The organism is Stenotrophomonas capsici, from assembly GCF_034961085.1.
Taxonomy (GTDB): domain Bacteria; phylum Pseudomonadota; class Gammaproteobacteria; order Xanthomonadales; family Xanthomonadaceae; genus Stenotrophomonas; species Stenotrophomonas capsici.
Genome location: NZ_JAYFUH010000042.1, coordinates 1 through 17,364 on the forward strand (window position 1 = coordinate 1; position 17,364 = coordinate 17,364).

A 17,364-nucleotide genomic window follows, 5' to 3' on the forward strand; every position below is an offset into this window, starting at 1 on the left:
TGACGTGCCGCGGATCGACCTGGGCTGACGCTGCCCGGTCCCTCTCCCGCAGTCGGGAGAGGGCATGCGCCCGGGGCTATTTCCTCAGCTTGTAGGCCAGCACGTAGTCACCGGCCTTGGTGCCGATGGAACCGTGTCCGCCGGCCACCAGCAGCACCACCTGTTCGCCCTGGCTGTCCAGGTAGGTCATCGGGGTCGCCTGCCCGCCGGCGGGGATGCGCACGTTCCACAGCACCTTGCCGGTGGCCAGGTCATAGGCACGGAAGTTGTCGTCCGTGGCCGCGCTGAGGAAGGCCACGCCGGTGGCGGTCAGCATCGGTCCGCCGATGCCGGGCACGCCGATACGGACCGGCAGCGGGATCGGTGACAGGTCCTGGATGGTGCCGTTGCGGTACTGGTAGGCGACCGTGCCGGTGCGCAGGTCGGCCGCGGCCACCGTGCCCCACGGCGGCACCTGGCAGGGCACGCCGATCGGCGACATGAAGGGCGTCATCTCCACCGCGTAGTCGGCGCCCTTGTTCTCGTTGAGCCCGTGCTCGCCCTTGTTCATCTGGCGGCCGCTGGTTTCATGCTTGGGCACCAGTCGCGAGACGAAGGCCAGGTAGGTCGGCATGCCGAACATCACCTGGCGACGCGGGTCCACCGCCACGCTGCCCCAGTTGAAGGTGCCGAAGTTGCCCGGGTAGATCAGGCTGCCCTGCAACGTCGGCGGGGTGTAGCGGCCGTCGTAGCGCAACGAGCGGAACTGGATGCGGCACAGCATCTGGTCGATCAGGCTGGCACCCCACATGTCCGCTTCGCGCAGCGCCGGCGGCTCGAAGCTCAGGCTGGAGTAGGGCTGGGTCGGCGCGGTGGTCTGCCCGGGGATGTCCACGTGGCGCGATGCCGGGCGCTGTCCGACCGGCAGCAGCGCGCTGCCGTCGCGGCGGTCCAGCACGTACACGTCACCCTGCTTGGTCGGCTGCACCAGCGCCGGCGTGCGCCCCTGCGGCAGGTCCAGGTCCAGCAGCACCGGTTGCGCCGGGGTATCCATGTCCCACAGGTCGTGGTGCACGAACTGGTGTACCCAGCGCGCCTGGCCGGTGGCGATGTCCAGCGCCACCACCGAGGAGGCGTACTTTTCCTCGGCCGGGGTGCGGTACATGCCCAACTGGTCGGGCGTGCGGTTGCCCATCGGGAAATAGGCCAGCCCCAGCGCCTCGTCGGCGCTAGCCACCGCCCAGCTGTTCGGCGAGCTGGGACGGTAGACCTGTGCGGGATCGTTGGGGTCGAGCGGGGCGGTCTGCTCCGGGTTGCCGGAGTCCCAGTTCCACTGCAGCTGGCCGTTGTGCACGTCGTAGGCGCGGATCACGCCGGAAGGCGAGTTCACCGCGTAGTCGTCGTTGACCGCGCCGGCGACGATCACCTTGCCGCCGGCAATCAACGGTGGCGAGGTCGAGTAGTAATAGCCGGCCTGCTTGAACGGCATGTTGTGGGTAAGGTCGAGCACGCCGTTGTCGGCGAAGTCGCTGCAGTGCTGGCCGGTGCGGGCATCGAGGGCGTGCAGCTTGGCATCGGCGCTGGGCAGGAACACGCGCGCGGCGCAGGCGGTGGCCGCGGTGGCGCCGGGCGCGGGCGGGTCGACGAAATAGGACAGACCGCGGCAGGTCTGGTGCTGGCGCTGTGGTTCCATGCCCGCCCCCGGATCGAAGCGCCAGCGTTCCTTGCCGGTATCGGCGTCCAGTGCGATGGCCAGGCTGTGCGGCGTGCACAGGTACAGCGTGTCGCCGATCTTCAGCGGCGTGACTTCATACGTGGTTTCACCCACGTCGTCGGGGCCGCGGAGGTCGCCGGTGCGCATCTGCCAGGCCAGCTGCAGCTGGCCGACGTTTGCCGGGGTGATCTGCGTCAGCGGCGAGAACCGCTGGCCGTAGCCGCTACGCCCGTAGGCCTGCCACTCACCGTCCGGTTGCGGGGCATCGCCGAGCGCGGCGTCCGCGTTGACGATGGCCATCGGCAGCGTGCCGCGTGTCTCGTGCAGGTGGCGGGGGATGCCGGCGAAGGCGACCGCGGCCACCAGCAATGCCGCCAGCAGCACCGGCGCGCCGGACGGCCCGGTATAGCCGTGTGGGCTGGACCGGCGGGCCGCCGGCAGCGCGATCAGCAGGCCGAGCAGGGCCGGCACGCCGAGCCGGGTGGCCAACGGCCACCAGTACAGCCCGGCCTCCCACAGCGACCAGGCCAGCAGCACCAGCAGCCAACCGGCGTACAGCCAGCTCGCCCAGCGGCGGTGCCGCCACAGGCCCCAAGCCACGGCCAGCAGCACCAGGCCACTGAACAGGTAGAACGGGCTGCCGCGCAGGGACAGCAGCCAGGCACCGCCGATGGCCAGTGCCAGTCCGAACAGGGTGGTCAGCAACAGCGTGAGGATCCGCATGGCAGGTTCCGGCGGCCGGGAGAGTGGTGCCATGGTGCGCCGCGGGATGTCTGCGTGGCGTCATGTTGGTTTGTCCGTGCTGGCCGTAGAATCGAGCCTTCGTCGACCGGGGAACCGCCATGAGCATTCTGGACTTCATCAAGAAGGAACTGATCGAGATCATCGAATGGACCGATGACTCGCGTGACACGCTGTCCTACCGCTGGCCCGATGACGACCGCCAGATCAAGAACGGCGCGCAGCTGATCGTGCGCGAATCGCAGATGGTGCAGTTCGTCGCCGCCGGCCAGTACGCCGACCTGTTCGGCCCCGGCAAGCACACCCTGAGCACCCAGAACATCCCGGTGCTGTCCACCATCCTGGGCTGGAAGTACGGCTTCGAGTCGCCGTTCAAGTGCGACGTCTACTACCTCAACACGCGCCTGTTCACCGGCAACAAGTGGGGCACCGCCAACCCGGTGATGATGCGCGACGCCGACTTCGGCGTGGTGCGCCTGCGTGCGTTCGGTACCTACGACTTCCGCATCGTCGACCCGCCAAAGTTCCTCAAGGAAGTGGCCGGCACCGACCAGAACTTCCGCCTGGACGAGTTCGCCGACACCATGCGTTCGCGCATCGTCAGCGTGTTCACCGAGGCACTGGCCACGGCCAAGGTGCCGGCGCTGGACGTGGCCTCGCGCTACAGCGAGCTGGGCGACGCGCTGCTGCCGATCATCAACCCGGCCATGACCGGCAAGTACGGCATCGAGATCACCAGCTTCGTGCTGGAGAACGTGTCGGTGCCGCCGGAGGTGGAGAAGGCCATCGATGCGCGCTCGAGCATGGGCGTGGTCGGCAACCTCAACGATTACGTCAAGTTCCAGATGGGCAGCGCGATGGGGTCCGGCGGCGACGCCTCGGCCGCGGTGCCGGCGCAGATGGCGGTGGGCTTCGGCATCGCGCAGGAAATGATGCGCGGCATGCAGTCGCCGGCCGCGCCCGCGGCGGGCGCCGCGGTACCGCCGCCGTTGCCGGCGGCCGATGCCGGCGCCCCGGCGCTGGACGTGCTGACCCCGGAACAGGCCGCGCAGGCGTTGTCGGTATCGGTGGAGGACGTGATGGCCGCCATCGCCGCCGGCGACCTGAAGGCGCGCCGGATCGGCAACGCCACCCGCATCGCCCGTTCGGCACTGGAAGAGTTCCTGCGCGGCTGATGAACAACGCAACGGTGGGCAAACATCCCTGCCCGGAATGCGGCGGGGATCTGCAATGGAATGCCGCCAAGCAGGCGCTGGTCTGCCCGTACTGCGGCACCGTCGTGCCGCTGTCCGAGGCCGCGCAGGGTGATGGCGATGGCAGCGCCGGCGTGGTTGAGCTGGACCTGCTCCAGGCCCTGGCGCGGATGCAGGCCGATGCCGCCACGCAGCCGCCACCGCTGCCGCAGGACGGCAAGGGCCCGGGCGGCGTGCTCGGCATGCTGCAGAGCATGGCCGCCACGCCACCGGCGCAGCGTGGTTACGGTACGCAGCCGCGCGAGGTGCAATGCCAGAGTTGCCATGCGATCTCGGTGTTCGTCGATGGCAAGGTCGCCGACCGCTGCGAGTTCTGCGGCTCGCCGCAGATCATCGCCCACGAAACGCTCGGCGATGCGATCACCCCGCAGAGCGTGCTGCCGTTCCGCATCAGCGACGGCCAGGTGCGTGATGCGATCCGCGCGTGGTACGGCACGCGCTGGTTCGCGCCCAACCGGCTCAAGACCGCCGCGCTGACCGATACGCTCAAGGGCATGTACCTGCCGTACTGGACCTTCGACGCGCACGTGGCCGCGCAGTGGACGGCCGAGGCCGGCTACCACTACTACGTGACCGTCAGCTACCGCGACTCGCAGGGCAACACCCAGACCCGCCAGGAGCAACGCACCCGCTGGGAGCCGGCCGCCGGTTCGCTGCAGCATTTCTTCGACGACGAACTGGTGCCCGGCACCGTGGGCGTGCACCCGGCGTTGCTGCAGAAGATCGGCCAGTTCCCGACCACCACCGACCTGAAGCCGTATACGCCGGAGTTCGTGCGCGGCTGGACGGTGGAGCGTTACCAGGTGGACCTGCGCCAGGCCGCGCAGCGCGGGCAGGCACAGATGCAGGAGCAGACCCGCGCGCTGTGCGCCGAACAGGTGCCCGGCGATACCCACCGCAACCTGCAGGTGCGCGCCGACTACAGCAACCGTACCTTCAAGCACATCCTGGTGCCGGTGTGGCTGGTCAGCTACACCTACGGCTCGCGCAGCTTCCAGGTGCTGGGCAATGGCTATACCGGGCAGATCGCCGGTGAACGTCCCTACAGCGCGTGGAAGATCTTCTTCGCGGTGGTGGCGGCGCTGGCGGTGTTGCTGGTGGTGGTCTACGTGCTCGGCATGCAGCAATGACGGCCAGCGACGGCGCGGGGGCTTGAAATCCCGCGCCGTATCCCCCATATCGGGTTGGTTGAAACGAGAAAGAGGGAGGCTCATGGAAGCCAACACGACTGGAAGGGTCCAGTGCATGAAGTGCAAGGCGGTGTACGCGCCGGTGATCAAGGTGCTGGAACGGGTCTGCCCGGAGTGCCTTTCGATCAAGACCGTAGCACTGCAGGCCAGCCAGCAGTCCCGCGCCAACGCCGGGGCCTGACCCGCCCGCCACCAAGTCCAAGGCCAGGCTGACGCCTGGCCTTTTTCATGGGCGCTGCCCGGCGGCCGTCACTGGCCCATGTGCAGCACCGGCAGGAACCCGCCGTACACCACGCGCTTGCCATCGAACGGCATCGGGTTGTTGGCCGGATCCATGCGCGGGTCCTCCATCATCCTGCGCATGCCGGCATCGCGGGTCTCCTTGTCCGGCCATTCGATCCACGAGAACACCACGGCCTCATCCGCGCCGGCCTGCACGGCGCGGTGGAAATCGGTGAGCTGGCCATGCGGCACGTCGTCGGCCCAGCACTCGGTCACGCGCAGCGCACCGTACTCGATGAACAGCGCATCGGCGAGCTTGGCATGGGCGATGAAGCGGTCCTTGTTGGCCTGCGGCACGGCGGCCAGGAAACCATCGACGTAGGACATGGGGCACCTCCTGCGGGGGACATCGGACGGTGGCCGGAGTATGCGCCGGCGGATGTTGCGCCCGCGCAAACGGGGCGGGCCTGCCGCGGCCGGATCGGCACGGGGTCGATCTTTGTCAGCCTGGCCGGCGCAGCGGCTGCGGACAATTCCCCCGCCCCCCGGGGGCGGGCGGGTCCGCTCAATGAACGTCCACGCCTGCCGCTATGGGGGGATGCCCTGTCCGGCCCGGTCGCCCACCGCCGCCGGACGCCCCAACCCGACCCGGCGCCCGGCCCGCATGGCGCGCGCTCCCGCAAGGAACGACGATGCACCTCCCCCAACGCGCCGCCCTGGCCCTGGCCGCCCTGTGCATGCCGTTGGCCGCACAGGCACAGGACGCCGCCCCGGCCACCCGCGTTTCCACCCAGATCTTCGTCAACGCCAGCCAGCTCGACCGTGATGGCGTCACCCGTGACGACGAAGGCCTGGCCGTCGACCTCAAGCGCGCCTTCATCAACGTGGACCACCGTTTCAACGAGCGTTGGTCCATGCAGGTCACCACCGACCTGCAGTGGCTGCGCAACAGCCAGGCCAGCGACCTGTGGCTGCGCCACGCCTACCTGCAGCGCAGTTTCGGCAAGGGCAGCTGGCTGCGGCTGGGCAATGCGCCGTTGCCGTGGATCCAGCAGGAGTCCGCGCGCGAGGGGTTTCGCTACGTCGACGCCGGCCTGATCGCGCGGACCCGGATGGGCAGCACGGCCGATTACGGCGTGCACGGCCAGTACAGCCGCGGGGACCTGGTGTACGCCGCCTCGGTGGTGACCGGCGGCGGTTACCAGAAGCCGCGCCTGGGCCGCCGCGCGGATGTCGAGGCGCGGGTCGGATGGATGCCGGCCAAGGGCGTCGAGCTGGCGGCAGGCGGGTACCGTGGCACCCGTGCGCAGGATGCCGGCAACCGGCCGCGCGAACATACCGCGCAGCGCTGGAACGCGATGGCCAGTTGGGTGGGCGAGCGCGGCCGCGTTGGCGCGCAGTATTTCCACGCACAGGACTGGAACCGGATCACCCGCCCCGGCAGCGACGACCAGCGTGGCTGGTCGGCCTGGGCGAGCTACCGGTTGACGCCGGCCTACGCGCTGTTCGCCCGCCACGAGCAAACCCGCATGAGCCTGGACATCGACCCGCGCACGCGCGAGCGCTATGACCAGTTGGGCGTGGAGTGGAAGCCCAACGGCCACCTGCGCCTGGCGATGGTCGGCAAGCGCGTGGAGCAGCGCACCACCAGCCGCACGCTGGAAAGCCACGAAGCCGGCCTGTGGGCGCAGCTGGCGTTCTAGCGGAATCGCACCCCTGTGCCGTCGGCGCAGGGGCGGGGAAGGGCATGCCCGCGTGGTGGGGGCTTACTCGCCCTGGTACTGCTTTTCTTCCACCAGCGCCGAGCCGGCGACGCGGTTGATCTCGTTCTTGACCACGATGCGCTCGCCGTTGGTGCCGTAGACGCCACGCGCCAGGGTGATGAACTCGGCGCCGAAATCCTGCTGCGATTCCTTGGCGCGCAGGGCGTCCTGGATGTCCCACATGCGCTCGTTGATGGCCTTGAGCTGCTCCTTCAATGCCGCCAGCGCCGGGCGCGCGGCCTGCTGTTCCAGCCACAGCGGCCACAGGCCATCCAGTTCGGTGCGCACGTTGGCCAGCTTGCCGGCCTCGGTGATGCGCTCGGCCTTGATCTCCAGGATGGTGATCTTGTCGATCAGTTCGCCAATCGATACCGGGGTCAGCAGGGTCTGCACGTGGACATTCGCCATTTTCAGGGATGCGCCCATGATACCGCCCGGGGACAACGGTTACCGATGCACCGGTGTTGGCCCGGAGCGCATCGGGTTGCGCACAATGCGGGCCTGTTCATCCACCGGAGTGACCGATGCCGTTGCGTTCCTGTCTTGCGATGCCACTGCTGCTGGTGGCGTGGGCGGCTTCGGCCAACGACGCCCGCCTGGACGGTGCGTGGGAGTTGCAGTCCGGTGAGTCCATCAATGCCGAAGGCGCGGTGGTCGACTACGCCAGCCTGAAGCTGGCCGGCACCAAGCTGCTGGCCGATGGCCGCTTCGCCTTCACCACGACCCGCGCCGGCACGTTCTGGGCGGGCGGCTCGGGCCGTTGGCAGGCCGAGGCGGGCCAGTACGTGGAAACCCCGCTGATGGCGTCCTACCCGCTGGAAAATGGAGGTACCTACACCTTCCGTTACACGCTGGAAGGCGATGTGTGGACGCTGGAACGCTGGGAAGGGCAGCGCCGGGTCGAGCGCGAAGTCTGGAAGCGCGCCCCCGCACAGCCGTAGACGCGGCCTCGGCGGGGAAACCGGCAGCGCTCGAAGCAAACGCAAAACAGCACCCCTCCCCAACCCTCCCCTTGCTGCGCAAAGGGAGGGGGCAGGGCGGTGCGTTCGGGGGTCAGCCCTCTACCTGCGGCGGGAAACCTGCTTCATCCAGGGCCTGGGTGAAACGCGCCAGCGGCTGCGCCGACTGGATCTGCACGGTCTTGCTGGGCAGGTCGATGTCCACCGTCGCGGCCGGATCGATGTCCTTCACCGTGGCGGTCACGCTGCGCGCGCAGCCGCCGCAGGTCATGCTTTCGATATGCAGTTTCATGGGGAGCTCCTGTGGATGGGCGGCAAGGATGCGCCTTGCCACGGTGGCAAGGTCAAGCGCCATCGGCCCATGAATGGCGGCGGTTGGCCCGGCCTTCAGGCTGCTTGACCTTCCCATCATGGGAACCTTTAAGGTGCAGCCGACCACCCATGGAGACACGCCGATGACCACGGCAAACGCCGGCCAGCCCGGCCACCAGGACCTGATGATCGAAGGCATGACCTGCGCCTCGTGCGTGGGCCGCGTGGAGCGCGCGCTGAAGGCGGTGCCGGGCGTGCAGTCGGCCAGCGTCAACCTGGCCACCGAACGCGCCAGCGTGCAGGGCGATGCGGCGCTGGACGCCGGTGCGCTGATCGCCGCCGTCGCCAGGGCCGGCTACACCGCCAGCCGCGTCGACCCGGCCGGTGCCAGCGAGGATGCCCAGGCACAGCGGCATGCCGATGAACTGCGCGTGCTCAAGCGCGACCTGTTGCTGGCCGCGCTGCTGACCCTGCCGGTGTTCGCGTTGGAAATGGGCGGACACCTGGTGCCGGCCTTCCACCACTTCATCGCCGGCACGCTGGGCACGCAGAACAGCTGGTTGCTGCAGTTCGCGCTGACCACGCTGGTGCTGGTGCTGCCGGGCCGTCGCTTCTACCAGAAGGGCATCCCGGCGCTGCTGCGCGCCGCCCCGGACATGAACTCGCTGGTCGCGGTGGGCACGCTGGCAGCCTATGGGTTCTCGCTGGTGGCCACGTTCGCGCCGCGCCTGTTGCCGGCCGGCACGGTCAACGTCTACTACGAAGCAGCGGCGGTGATCGTCACCCTGATCCTGCTCGGCCGCATGCTCGAGGCCAAGGCCAAGGGACGTACCTCCGAGGCCATCAAGCGTCTGCTGACGCTGCAGGCCAAGACCGCCCGCGTACGCCGCGACGGCAGCGTGGTCGAGCTGCCGCTGGAACAGATTGGTAGCGGTGACGTCATCGACGTGCGCCCGGGCGAACGCATCGCGGTGGATGGCGAGGTGATCGACGGCGAGAGCTATGTCGACGAATCGATGATCAGCGGCGAGCCGGTGCCGGTGCGCAAGGCACCGGGCGGCACCGTCATCGGCGGCACCGTCAACCAGACCGGCACGCTCGGCGTGCGTGCCACGGCGGTGGGCGGTGCCACGGTGCTGGCGCAGATCATCCGCATGGTCGAGCAGGCGCAGACCGCCAAGTTGCCGATCCAGACCCTGGTGGATCGCATCACCCTGTGGTTCGTGCCGGCGGTGATGGGCCTGGCGCTGCTCACCTTCGTGGTGTGGTTGCTGTTCGGCCCGCAGCCGGCGCTGACCTTCGGCCTGGTCAACGCGGTGGCGGTGCTGATCATCGCCTGCCCGTGTGCGATGGGCCTGGCCACGCCGACCTCGATCATGGTCGGCACCGGCCGTGGCGCGGAGCTGGGCGTGCTGTTCCGCAAGGGTGAAGCGCTGCAGCTGTTGAAGGAAGCGCAGGTGGTGGCGGTGGACAAGACTGGCACGCTGACCGAAGGCCGTCCGGTGCTGACCGACCTGCAGCTGGCCGACGGCTTTGCACGCGCCGACGTGCTGGCCCGCGTCGCCGCGGTGGAAGACCGTTCCGAGCACCCCATCGCCCGTGCCATCGTCGGTGCGGCCCAGCAGGAAGGGCTGCAGTTGCCGGCGGTGGAGGCGTTCGAATCGGTCACCGGCTACGGCGTGCGCGCCCAGTCCGGCGGCATGCGCGTGGAAGTGGGCGCGGACCGCTTCATGCAGGCCCTGGGGCTGGACGTGGCGGTGTTCGGCCAGGACGCCAAGCGCCTGGGCGAGGAGGGCAAGAGCCCGCTGTACGCCGCCATCGATGGCCGCCTGGCGGCGATCATCGCCGTCTCCGACCCGATCAAGCACGACACCCGCACCGCCATCGCCAGCCTGCACGCGCTGGGCCTGAAGGTGGCGATGATCACCGGCGACAACCGCCGCACCGCCGAAGCCATCGCACGCCAGCTGGGCATCGACGAAGTGGTGGCCGAGGTGCTGCCGGACGGCAAGGTCGAGGCGGTGCGCCGGCTCAAGGCCGCGCATGGCCGCCTGGCCTACGTGGGCGATGGCATCAACGACGCGCCGGCGCTGGCCGAGGCCGACGTTGGCATGGCGATCGGCACCGGTACCGACGTGGCCATCGAGGCCGCCGACGTGGTGCTGATGTCCGGCAGCCTGCAGGGCGTGCCCAACGCCATCGCGCTGAGCAAGGCGACAATGGGCAACATCGGCCAGAACCTGTTCTGGGCGTTCGCCTACAACACCGCGCTGATCCCGGTGGCCGCGGGCGCGTTGTATCCGCACTGGGGCGTCCTGCTCTCGCCGGTGTTCGCCGCCGGCGCGATGGCGTTGTCCTCGGTGTTCGTGCTGGGCAATGCGCTGCGGCTCAAGCGCTTCCAGCCGGCCAAGGGGTGAGGGAGACGAGGATGGAAGCAAGCATGAACATCGGCCAGGCGGCCAAGGCCAGCGGCATCTCCGCCAAGATGATCCGCTACTACGAGGACACCGGCCTGATCGGGCCGGTGGCCCGCACCGAGTCGGGCTACCGCATGTACGGCCCGCGCGACATCCACACGCTGGGCTTCATCAAGCGTTCGCGCGACATGGGCTTCAGCGTCGAGCGCATCGCCGAGTTGCTGCAGCTGTGGCAGGACCGCTCGCGCCACAGCGCCGACGTCAAGCGCATGGCGCTGGAGCACGTGCAGGTACTGCAGCAGCGCATCACCGAATTGCAGGAGATGGTGCGCACCGTGCAGGCGCTGGCCGACTGCTGCGCAGGCGACGAGCGCCCCGACTGCCCGATCCTGCGTGACATCGAGACCGGCGTGCCATTGCTGGAAACACCGCTTCCCACCACATTCGGCAAAGTCGGTGGCGCGCACGGGCATTGATTCTTCATGCAGCGGATGCATGGCTGAATGAAATGCGGCGCGCGCTGCGCGCGTGGCAGAAAACGCCTGAATGGAAGCCTAAAAAACGCGTTCTTCGTGGCCCATGGTTTCAGGATGGGTTGGGGTGACTAACGGAAAAATTACATCCGGACGTACGCAGCAGCCCTCATCGCTGCGTGCCATCAAGTCTGTAATCCCCCTACGAATAAGGTGTACCCATGAAGACTTCGTTGATCGCTCTGGCCCTGGCAGCCGCTCTCCCGTTCGCTGCTTCGGCCGCCGAAGGCCTGTCCTACAACTACGCTGAAGCGGACTACGCCAAGACCGACATCGATGGCGGCAAGGCCGATGGTTGGGGCGTGAAGGGCTCCTGGGCGTTCCACCAGAACTTCCACGTGTTCGGTGATTTCGACCGTCAGGAAATCGACCACACCAACGCCCGCTTCAACCAGTGGCGCGTCGGCGTTGGCTTCAACAAGGAAATCGCCAACAGCACCGACTTCGTTGCGCGCGCGGCCTACCAGAAGCTGGACCTGCGTTACGCCGACCTGGACTTCAACGGCTACAGCGCTGAAGCCGGCATCCGCACCGCGTTCGGCCAGCACGCCGAAGTCTATGCACTGGCTGGCTACGAAGACTTCGACAAGAAGCACGGCGTGGAGCCGCTGGACGGTGGCCAGTTCTACGGCCGCCTGGGTGGCCAGGTGAAGTTGAACCAGAACTGGGGCATCAACGGCGACATCAAGATGAACCGCCACGGCGACAAGGAATGGACCGTCGGCCCGCGCTTCAGCTGGTAAGACGTTCGTACCTGTTGCACAGAGAAAGGCCCGGCATTGCCGGGCCTTTCTTTTTTTTGCTTGATTGAAGGGCGGCCCTCACCCCAACCCCTCTCCCGCTGGCGGGAGAGGGGCTTCAAACGCTGCAGCTGCACAGACTCGCCTCAACACGCGCTGGGCTGAGCCCCTCTCCCGCCAGCGGGAGAGGGGTTGGGGTGAGGGTAATCCGCCCTTGTAACCCAGTGGTAACCAAACTGCAGCATCGTGCACGGCGATCCCAAACAATCGCTGCCATGAAGACCCGCCTGCTGCTTGCCGCCTCGCTGTTGCTGACCACGCCGCTGGCCTGGGCCCAGCGCGACTACGTCCCGCTGGAACAGCGGCTCAGTGCCGAGCAGTTGCGTGAGGTCGGGCTGAGCGCGCAGCAACTGCAGTTGCTCAACCGCATGCTGGGCGAGGCCGACGCCGCGGCGCCGGCGGCAACGACGGCGCTGCCGGTGCCGGCACCGATGCAGATCGGCCTGGAAGAAGGCCCGGTGCAGGCCAGGGTGCAGGGCGCGGTGGAAGGCTGGGAGCCGGGCACGGTGTTCACGCTGGACAACGGCCAGCAGTGGCGGGTGCTCAAGGGCCAGATGCGCCTGCGCCAGACCCTGCAGTCGCCGGAGATCCAGGTGGTGCCTGGCATCGCCGGCCGCTGGTTCCTGCAGGTCGACGAGGACCTGCCCAAGGCGCGCGTCTACCGCATCCGTTGAACCCGGCACCGCCGGCAGGCGCGACTCCAGTGGCCCGGCCGGCATCGCTGGGGCATCACGTGCTTCGCGGCCAAGGCCGCTCCTACGGGCGTACCCGCTGGGTCAGGCCCTTGAGGAAGTTGCGCAGGGCCTGGTCGCCGCATTCGCGGTAGTTCTTGTGGTCCGGCTGGCGGAACAGCGCCGACAGTTCCGGCTTGGACATCGGGAAGCCGGCGGCTTCGAAGATCGCATGCATGTCCACGTCCTTCAGCTCGAAGGCCACGCGCAGCTTCTTCAGCACGATGTTGTTGGTGACGCGCTTTTCCGGAGGGCGCTGCGGCTGCGATTCGTCGCGGCCACGGTAGTGGTAGATCAGGCCATCGAGGAAGCGCGCCAGCACCGCGTCCGGGCAGGTCTCGAACAGGGGCTCGTCATCCTTGCGCAGGAAGTCATGCACCTGGGCCGGGTCCACCGCGAAACCGGGGTCGGCCAGCAGGATGGTGTCCACCACCATGGCATCGCTCAGGTCGAGCATGTAGCGGATGCTGCGCAGTACGTCGTTGTTGATCATTGCCACTCCGGAACGGCCGCGCGGGACCGTCCGGCGGCTGCATAGTGTAACGCCGGGCCCCGGCCGGGCCGTCTACAATTGCCGGCGATTCAGCTGGAATACCGCCCCATGCGCACGCTTGCCTACGCCGCCCTTTCCGCCGGCACGCCCCTGCAACCGCTGGCGATCGACCGCCGCGCGCTGCGCGCCGACGACGTGGCCATCGACATCCTGTACTGCGGGGTGTGCCACTCCGACCTGCACCAGGCCCGCAATGACTGGGGCTCGGCGCGCTACCCGATGGTGCCCGGGCACGAGATCATCGGCCGCGTCAGCGCGGTCGGCCCGGCGGTGAAGGGGCTCAAGGTCGGCGACGCGGTCGGCGTGGGCTGCATGGTCGACAGTTGCCAGGACTGCGACCAGTGCCACCACGGCGAGGAACAGTTCTGCCGGCACGGCGTGACCATGACCTACAACGGCCGCGACCGCGTCAGCGGGGAGATCACCCAGGGCGGCTATTCGCGGGCGATGGTGGTGCGCGAGGCCTTCGCCATCGCGTTGCCGCCGGCGCTGGACCTGGCCCGCGCCGCGCCGCTGCTGTGTGCCGGCATCACCAGCTGGTCGCCGCTGCGTCGCCATGGCGCCGGCCCGGGCACCCGGCTGGGCGTGATCGGCCTGGGCGGGTTGGGCCACATGGCGGTCAAGCTGGGCGTGGCGCTGGGCTGCGAGGTCACCCTGGTCACCGGCAGCGCCGGCAAGGCCGAGGATGCGCGCGCGCTTGGCGCCCACCACGTGCTGGTATCGCGCGATGCCGAGGCGATGAAGGCCGCCACCGCGTCGATGGACCTGATCCTGGACACGGTGCCGGTGTCGCATGACCTCAAGCCCTACGTGAAGTTGCTGGACGTGGGCGGACGGCTGGTGATCGTCGGTGCGCTGGAAGAGATGCCGCCCCTGGATGCCGGCTTGCTGGTGCGCGGACGCAAGCAGGTGGGTGGTTCGCTGATCGGTGGCATCGCCGAGACCGCCGAGCTGCTCGCCTTCTGCGCCGAGAACGGCATCTACCCCGACTGCGAGCAGATCCGGATGCAGGACATCGACGCGGCCTTCGAACGCATGGAGCGCGCCGACGTGAAGTACCGCTTCGTCATCGACATGCGCAGCCTGCAGGAGACGGCCGGCTGAGGCCGGTCCGCTTGCGATGAGCCTGCGCGCGATCATCCACCTGTGCCTGCACGTGGCGGTGCCGGCCCTGCTGGCGTGGCTGTTCTGGCGCCCGCAGTTCGGCAAGGCGTGGCTGTTGCTGCTGCTGGGCTGGGTGATCGACCTGGACCACCTGCTGGCCGACCCGATCTACGCCCCGGACCGCTGCAGCGTGGGCTTCCACCCGCTGCATACCGCGCCGGCGGTGGCCGTCTACGCGGGCCTGACGGTGCCGCGGCGCACCCGGCTGTTCGGCATCGGGTTGCTGGTGCACATCGCGCTGGATGCCATCGACTGCGTGTGGATGCGCTGCAGCAGCTGAGTGCTTACCAGCCGCCCCAGGGGCCGGGGCCGTAGTAACCGAACGGACCGCCGCCCTCGCCCTTGCTGAGGTGGATGTTCACATCCATGCGCCGGGTCTTGCCGTCGTCGTTGGTGTAGTTCTTGCCCAGGTTCAGGTCCACCGCGCTCCAGTGGCTGTTGCCGTAGGCCTTGGAATAGCCGATGCCGGTACTTACCGCGCCGTGCACCTGCAGCGTGTCGTCCACCACGGTGGGGGCATCCGGGTCCGCCTTGCGCGGCAGGCCGCGCCCGCTGTGGTCGCCGTAGTAGGTGCCAGGGGCATCGCGCTGGTAGGACGGGTCGCCCAGGTAGCGCATCGGCGCCTGCGGCACGCTCAGGTCCAGTGATTCGGGGGTCGGGTCGTTGGCCAGGGCAACGACCGGGGCCAGCAGCAGGGCGAGGAGCAGCGGGGATCGGATCACGGGAATCACTCCAGGTGCAGGCCGCGCCGCGGATGACGGGCCATCCGAACGCTACCAGAATCGGCTTGAATGATGCCTGTCATCCCCTGCCAGGTTCAGCCACCCCGGCCACGTTCGCGCCGCTGGAACGCGTACAGCGCCGCCAGTGGATGCTTCCGGCGCTCGATCGCGGCCTGCACGATGGCCGCGCCGGTCATCGAGTAGGTGATGCCGTTGCCGCCGTAGGCCATCGCGAAATGGACCCGCGGGCCCCATTGCGGGTGCGGGCCGAAGAAGGGCAGGCCGTCGTCGGTTTCGGCGAAGGTGCCGGCCCAGGCGAAGGCAGGGGGCACCTGCAGGTGCGGGAACAACGCGGCGACCTTGCCGGCCAGGCCGCGTGCCTTGCGATCGACGCGGGCATCGCGCCGGGCCGGGATGTCGACCGCGTCGTCGTCGCCGCCGACCAGCAGGCGCTGGTCCGCGGTGCTGCGCAGGTACAGGTACGGGCGCGCGGTCTCCCACACCAGGGTGGAGGCGAGCAGGCCAAGCATGTCCCGTGGCAACGGGTCGGTGACGTAGGCATAGCTGCTGCGGTTGCTGGCCACCTTCTGCGTCAGCCAGTGCTGGCTGGCGTAGCCGGCGGCGACCACCACCTGCCGGCAACGTACGCTGACGCCGTCGCTGGTACGGAGCAGGACGCTGCGCGGGTGTACCTCGATGCCGTCGATGCGGGTGCGGTCATGCACCCGTCCGCCGGCGCGTTGCAGCCGCCGCAGCAGCCGGTAGGTCATGCGGTAGGGGTCGATGCGCGCGGCCACGTCGCTGAGGATGGCCCCGGGGGCCGTGAAGCCGAAGCGCTCCCGCACGCCCGCCGCATCCAGCCAGTGCACGGCCAGGCCGTGCCGTTGGCGCAGTTCGAACTCGTCGATCAGGGGGCCCAGGTCCCTGCGCCGGCTGGCGTAGTACAGGCTGCTGGCGCGCTGGAAATCCACGTTGCGGACCTGCCCGGCGAGTTCGCCCAGTTCGCCGACGGCCTCGGCGCAGGCCCGGTACGCCTGCAGCGCGGCCTCCAGCCCGAAGCGGCGGGCCAGTTCGGACATCGGCGTGTCGATCTCGTACTGCAGCAGGGCAGTGCTGGCCGCGGTGGAGCCCCAGCCGATGTCGCGTTGTTCCACCACCACGACCTCATGGCCGTGGCGGCCCAGCCGCTCGCCGATCAGCGCGCCGGTGATGCCGCCGCCGATGACCACCACCTCGCAGTGCAGGTCGCGCTCCAGCCGCGGGAACGCCTGCATCAGGCCATTGCGGATCGCCCAGAACGGATAGCCGCTTTTCAGGTCCATGGCCGCCGGTGCCGGTTCATGCCGTGCGGTGCCCGGTGTGCGGGGTGTGGATCAGTTCGTCCACGTCGAAGCCGTTCTGGCGGGCGTAGGCGATGTAGTGGCGCCGGGTGGTCTCGTCCATCTCCGGCTGGCGCGCCAGCAACCACAGCGAGTGCCGGTCGGGGCTGCCGACCAGCGCGGTGGAATAGCTGCGGTCCAGCTGGATCACCCAGTAGTCGCCCACGCCCCAAGGTGCCGCGCGTGCGCCGTGGGTGGGGAAGCTCACTTCCAGCCTGCTGTTGTTGCCATCTACCGGCCACGCCTGGCCGATCGCTTCCTCCAGCTCGCCATGGTGCAGGCAGCGGCTCTGCACGCGCAGGCTGCCGTCGTCGTTGAGCGAGTAGAAGGCGCTGACGTCGGTGGCATCCCGGGGTTCGTGCTGCAGCGGCAACCGGTCGATTTCGTACCACGTGCCCAGGTAGCGCTGGAGCTCCAGCGACGACACGGTGGGCAGGGGCGGGAGCTTGCGCATGGTGCAACGGCGGTCGGGCGTCGGGAGTCCAGCTATAGGCCAGCAGCGGTGAAGGGGTTGTGGCCGGCATACCCCTTTTCGGCAAGCTTGGCGTGCCGTGCGCAGCGGCCATGCCGGTGCGTGGCGCCGTTAACCCGGGCTTGAACCTGGCGGGCTTAGGCTGGTGCCATCCGTCAGCGGGAGAAATCCATGTACGCAGTGATACTGCTCAAGGGCCAGAACCGTTTCGCGCGCGAGCGCTGGGAATCGCTGCCGGCGCGGGTGGAGTACGAAGGGCACGGCTTCTCGCTGCGCGCCGGGCCACACCACCCCCCGTCCGATGGACTGGAATTCGACCCGGTGGCGGTGTACGCGCCGGACGAGTTGACCGAGGAGGAATTCCAGGAGATCTACGCGCTCAACGCGCCGCATATCGCCGAGCTGCGCGCGACGTATTGAGGCGTGCCGGCGCGAAGCAGCGGGTGGTTCGCATGATCTG

The 17,364-nt window shown here is 68.7% G+C and carries 19 protein-coding genes and 1 pseudogene; 12 read left to right on the top strand and 8 right to left on the bottom strand.

The features are described from left to right. Window positions 1-76: 76 nt before the first annotated feature. Window positions 77-2,416 (bottom strand): membrane-bound PQQ-dependent dehydrogenase, glucose/quinate/shikimate family, encoded by a 2,340-nt coding sequence (locus VA603_RS01260; RefSeq protein WP_323437707.1) that lies wholly within the window; start codon window positions 2,414-2,416, stop codon window positions 77-79. Window positions 2,417-2,535: 119 nt separating this feature from the next. Here VA603_RS01260 and VA603_RS01265 point away from each other — a divergent pair, with 119 nt between their 5' ends. The 3 genes from VA603_RS01265 (at window position 2,536) to VA603_RS01275 (ending at window position 5,058) form a co-directional block, all read left to right on the top strand. Then, on the top strand, window positions 2,536-3,609 hold the full coding sequence (locus VA603_RS01265) for an SPFH and helix-turn-helix domain-containing protein (RefSeq protein ID WP_192286872.1): 1,074 nt from the start codon (window positions 2,536-2,538) through the stop codon (window positions 3,607-3,609). After that, window positions 3,609-4,817 carry a zinc ribbon domain-containing protein gene (locus tag VA603_RS01270; protein ID WP_192286871.1) on the top strand — a complete coding sequence of 403 codons (1,209 nt, stop codon included), beginning with the start codon at window positions 3,609-3,611 and terminating at the stop codon, window positions 4,815-4,817. The genes VA603_RS01265 and VA603_RS01270 overlap by 1 nt, the downstream gene beginning before the upstream one ends. 115 nt (window positions 4,818-4,932) lie before the next feature. Further along, on the top strand, window positions 4,933-5,058 hold the full coding sequence (locus tag VA603_RS01275) for a hypothetical protein (protein ID WP_263863694.1): 126 nt from the start codon (window positions 4,933-4,935) through the stop codon (window positions 5,056-5,058). 68 nt (window positions 5,059-5,126) lie between these two features. Here VA603_RS01275 and VA603_RS01280 read toward each other — a convergent pair whose 3' ends face one another. Then, window positions 5,127-5,486, bottom strand: coding sequence for a DUF1428 domain-containing protein (locus tag VA603_RS01280; protein WP_132863211.1), 360 nt, complete (start codon window positions 5,484-5,486; stop codon window positions 5,127-5,129). 305 nt (window positions 5,487-5,791) lie between these two features. Here VA603_RS01280 and VA603_RS01285 point away from each other — a divergent pair, with 305 nt between their 5' ends. Further along, window positions 5,792-6,802: a porin family protein gene (locus tag VA603_RS01285; protein WP_323437708.1), complete on the top strand. Its 1,011-nt coding sequence runs from the start codon at window positions 5,792-5,794 to the stop codon at window positions 6,800-6,802. A 63-nt stretch (window positions 6,803-6,865) separates the two neighbouring features. Here the strand turns inward: VA603_RS01285 and VA603_RS01290 are convergent, their stop codons facing one another. After that, window positions 6,866-7,255: a DUF6165 family protein gene (locus VA603_RS01290; RefSeq protein ID WP_323437715.1), complete on the bottom strand. Its 390-nt coding sequence runs from the start codon at window positions 7,253-7,255 to the stop codon at window positions 6,866-6,868. A gap of 131 nt (window positions 7,256-7,386) precedes the next feature. Between VA603_RS01290 and VA603_RS01295 the strand changes: the two genes are divergently transcribed. Next, on the top strand, window positions 7,387-7,803 hold the full coding sequence (locus tag VA603_RS01295) for a hypothetical protein (RefSeq protein WP_323437709.1): 417 nt from the start codon (window positions 7,387-7,389) through the stop codon (window positions 7,801-7,803). 112 nt (window positions 7,804-7,915) lie between these two features. Here the strand turns inward: VA603_RS01295 and VA603_RS01300 are convergent, their stop codons facing one another. Next, window positions 7,916-8,113, bottom strand: coding sequence for a heavy-metal-associated domain-containing protein (locus VA603_RS01300; RefSeq protein ID WP_192286870.1), 198 nt, complete (start codon window positions 8,111-8,113; stop codon window positions 7,916-7,918). 202 nt (window positions 8,114-8,315) lie between these two features. On the opposite strand from VA603_RS01300, the pseudogene VA603_RS01305 reads away from it, so the two are divergent. From VA603_RS01305 to VA603_RS01320, 4 genes and pseudogenes are all read left to right on the top strand, one after another. After that, window positions 8,316-10,550, top strand: a pseudogene (locus tag VA603_RS01305) (heavy metal translocating P-type ATPase); the annotation flags it as partial. 23 nt (window positions 10,551-10,573) lie between these two features. Continuing rightward, window positions 10,574-11,026, top strand: coding sequence for a Cu(I)-responsive transcriptional regulator (gene cueR, locus VA603_RS01310; RefSeq protein ID WP_132863216.1), 453 nt, complete (start codon window positions 10,574-10,576; stop codon window positions 11,024-11,026). A gap of 218 nt (window positions 11,027-11,244) precedes the next feature. Then, window positions 11,245-11,826: an OmpO family porin gene (locus tag VA603_RS01315; protein WP_132863217.1), complete on the top strand. Its 582-nt coding sequence runs from the start codon at window positions 11,245-11,247 to the stop codon at window positions 11,824-11,826. Between the two features lie 272 nt (window positions 11,827-12,098). Further along, complete coding sequence (locus VA603_RS01320; RefSeq protein WP_132863218.1) at window positions 12,099-12,557, top strand: hypothetical protein; 459 nt, start codon at window positions 12,099-12,101, stop codon at window positions 12,555-12,557. Between the two features lie 82 nt (window positions 12,558-12,639). Here the strand turns inward: VA603_RS01320 and VA603_RS01325 are convergent, their stop codons facing one another. Then, window positions 12,640-13,107 (bottom strand): YehS family protein, encoded by a 468-nt coding sequence (locus VA603_RS01325; protein WP_323437711.1) that lies wholly within the window; start codon window positions 13,105-13,107, stop codon window positions 12,640-12,642. 108 nt (window positions 13,108-13,215) lie between these two features. On the opposite strand from VA603_RS01325, the gene VA603_RS01330 reads away from it, so the two are divergent. Together VA603_RS01330 and VA603_RS01335 are read left to right on the top strand one after the other, a co-directional pair. Then, on the top strand, window positions 13,216-14,271 hold the full coding sequence (locus VA603_RS01330) for an NAD(P)-dependent alcohol dehydrogenase (RefSeq protein ID WP_313253021.1): 1,056 nt from the start codon (window positions 13,216-13,218) through the stop codon (window positions 14,269-14,271). Between the two features lie 16 nt (window positions 14,272-14,287). Then, entirely contained in the window at window positions 14,288-14,611 is a 324-nt protein-coding gene (locus VA603_RS01335) for a DUF6122 family protein (protein ID WP_132863221.1), read from the top strand. 4 nt (window positions 14,612-14,615) lie between these two features. Here the strand turns inward: VA603_RS01335 and VA603_RS01340 are convergent, their stop codons facing one another. The 3 genes from VA603_RS01340 to VA603_RS01350 form a co-directional block, all read right to left on the bottom strand. Then, window positions 14,616-15,053, bottom strand: a complete 438-nt coding sequence (locus VA603_RS01340) for a hypothetical protein (protein ID WP_132863222.1) — start codon at window positions 15,051-15,053, stop codon at window positions 14,616-14,618. A gap of 95 nt (window positions 15,054-15,148) precedes the next feature. Then, window positions 15,149-16,375, bottom strand: coding sequence for an NAD(P)/FAD-dependent oxidoreductase (locus tag VA603_RS01345; protein ID WP_323437712.1), 1,227 nt, complete (start codon window positions 16,373-16,375; stop codon window positions 15,149-15,151). Window positions 16,376-16,391: 16 nt separating this feature from the next. Continuing rightward, window positions 16,392-16,886, bottom strand: coding sequence for a lipocalin family protein (locus VA603_RS01350; protein ID WP_323437713.1), 495 nt, complete (start codon window positions 16,884-16,886; stop codon window positions 16,392-16,394). A 189-nt stretch (window positions 16,887-17,075) separates the two neighbouring features. Between VA603_RS01350 and VA603_RS01355 the strand changes: the two genes are divergently transcribed. Further along, window positions 17,076-17,324: a hypothetical protein gene (locus tag VA603_RS01355; RefSeq protein ID WP_323437714.1), complete on the top strand. Its 249-nt coding sequence runs from the start codon at window positions 17,076-17,078 to the stop codon at window positions 17,322-17,324. Window positions 17,325-17,364 lie beyond the last annotated feature (40 nt).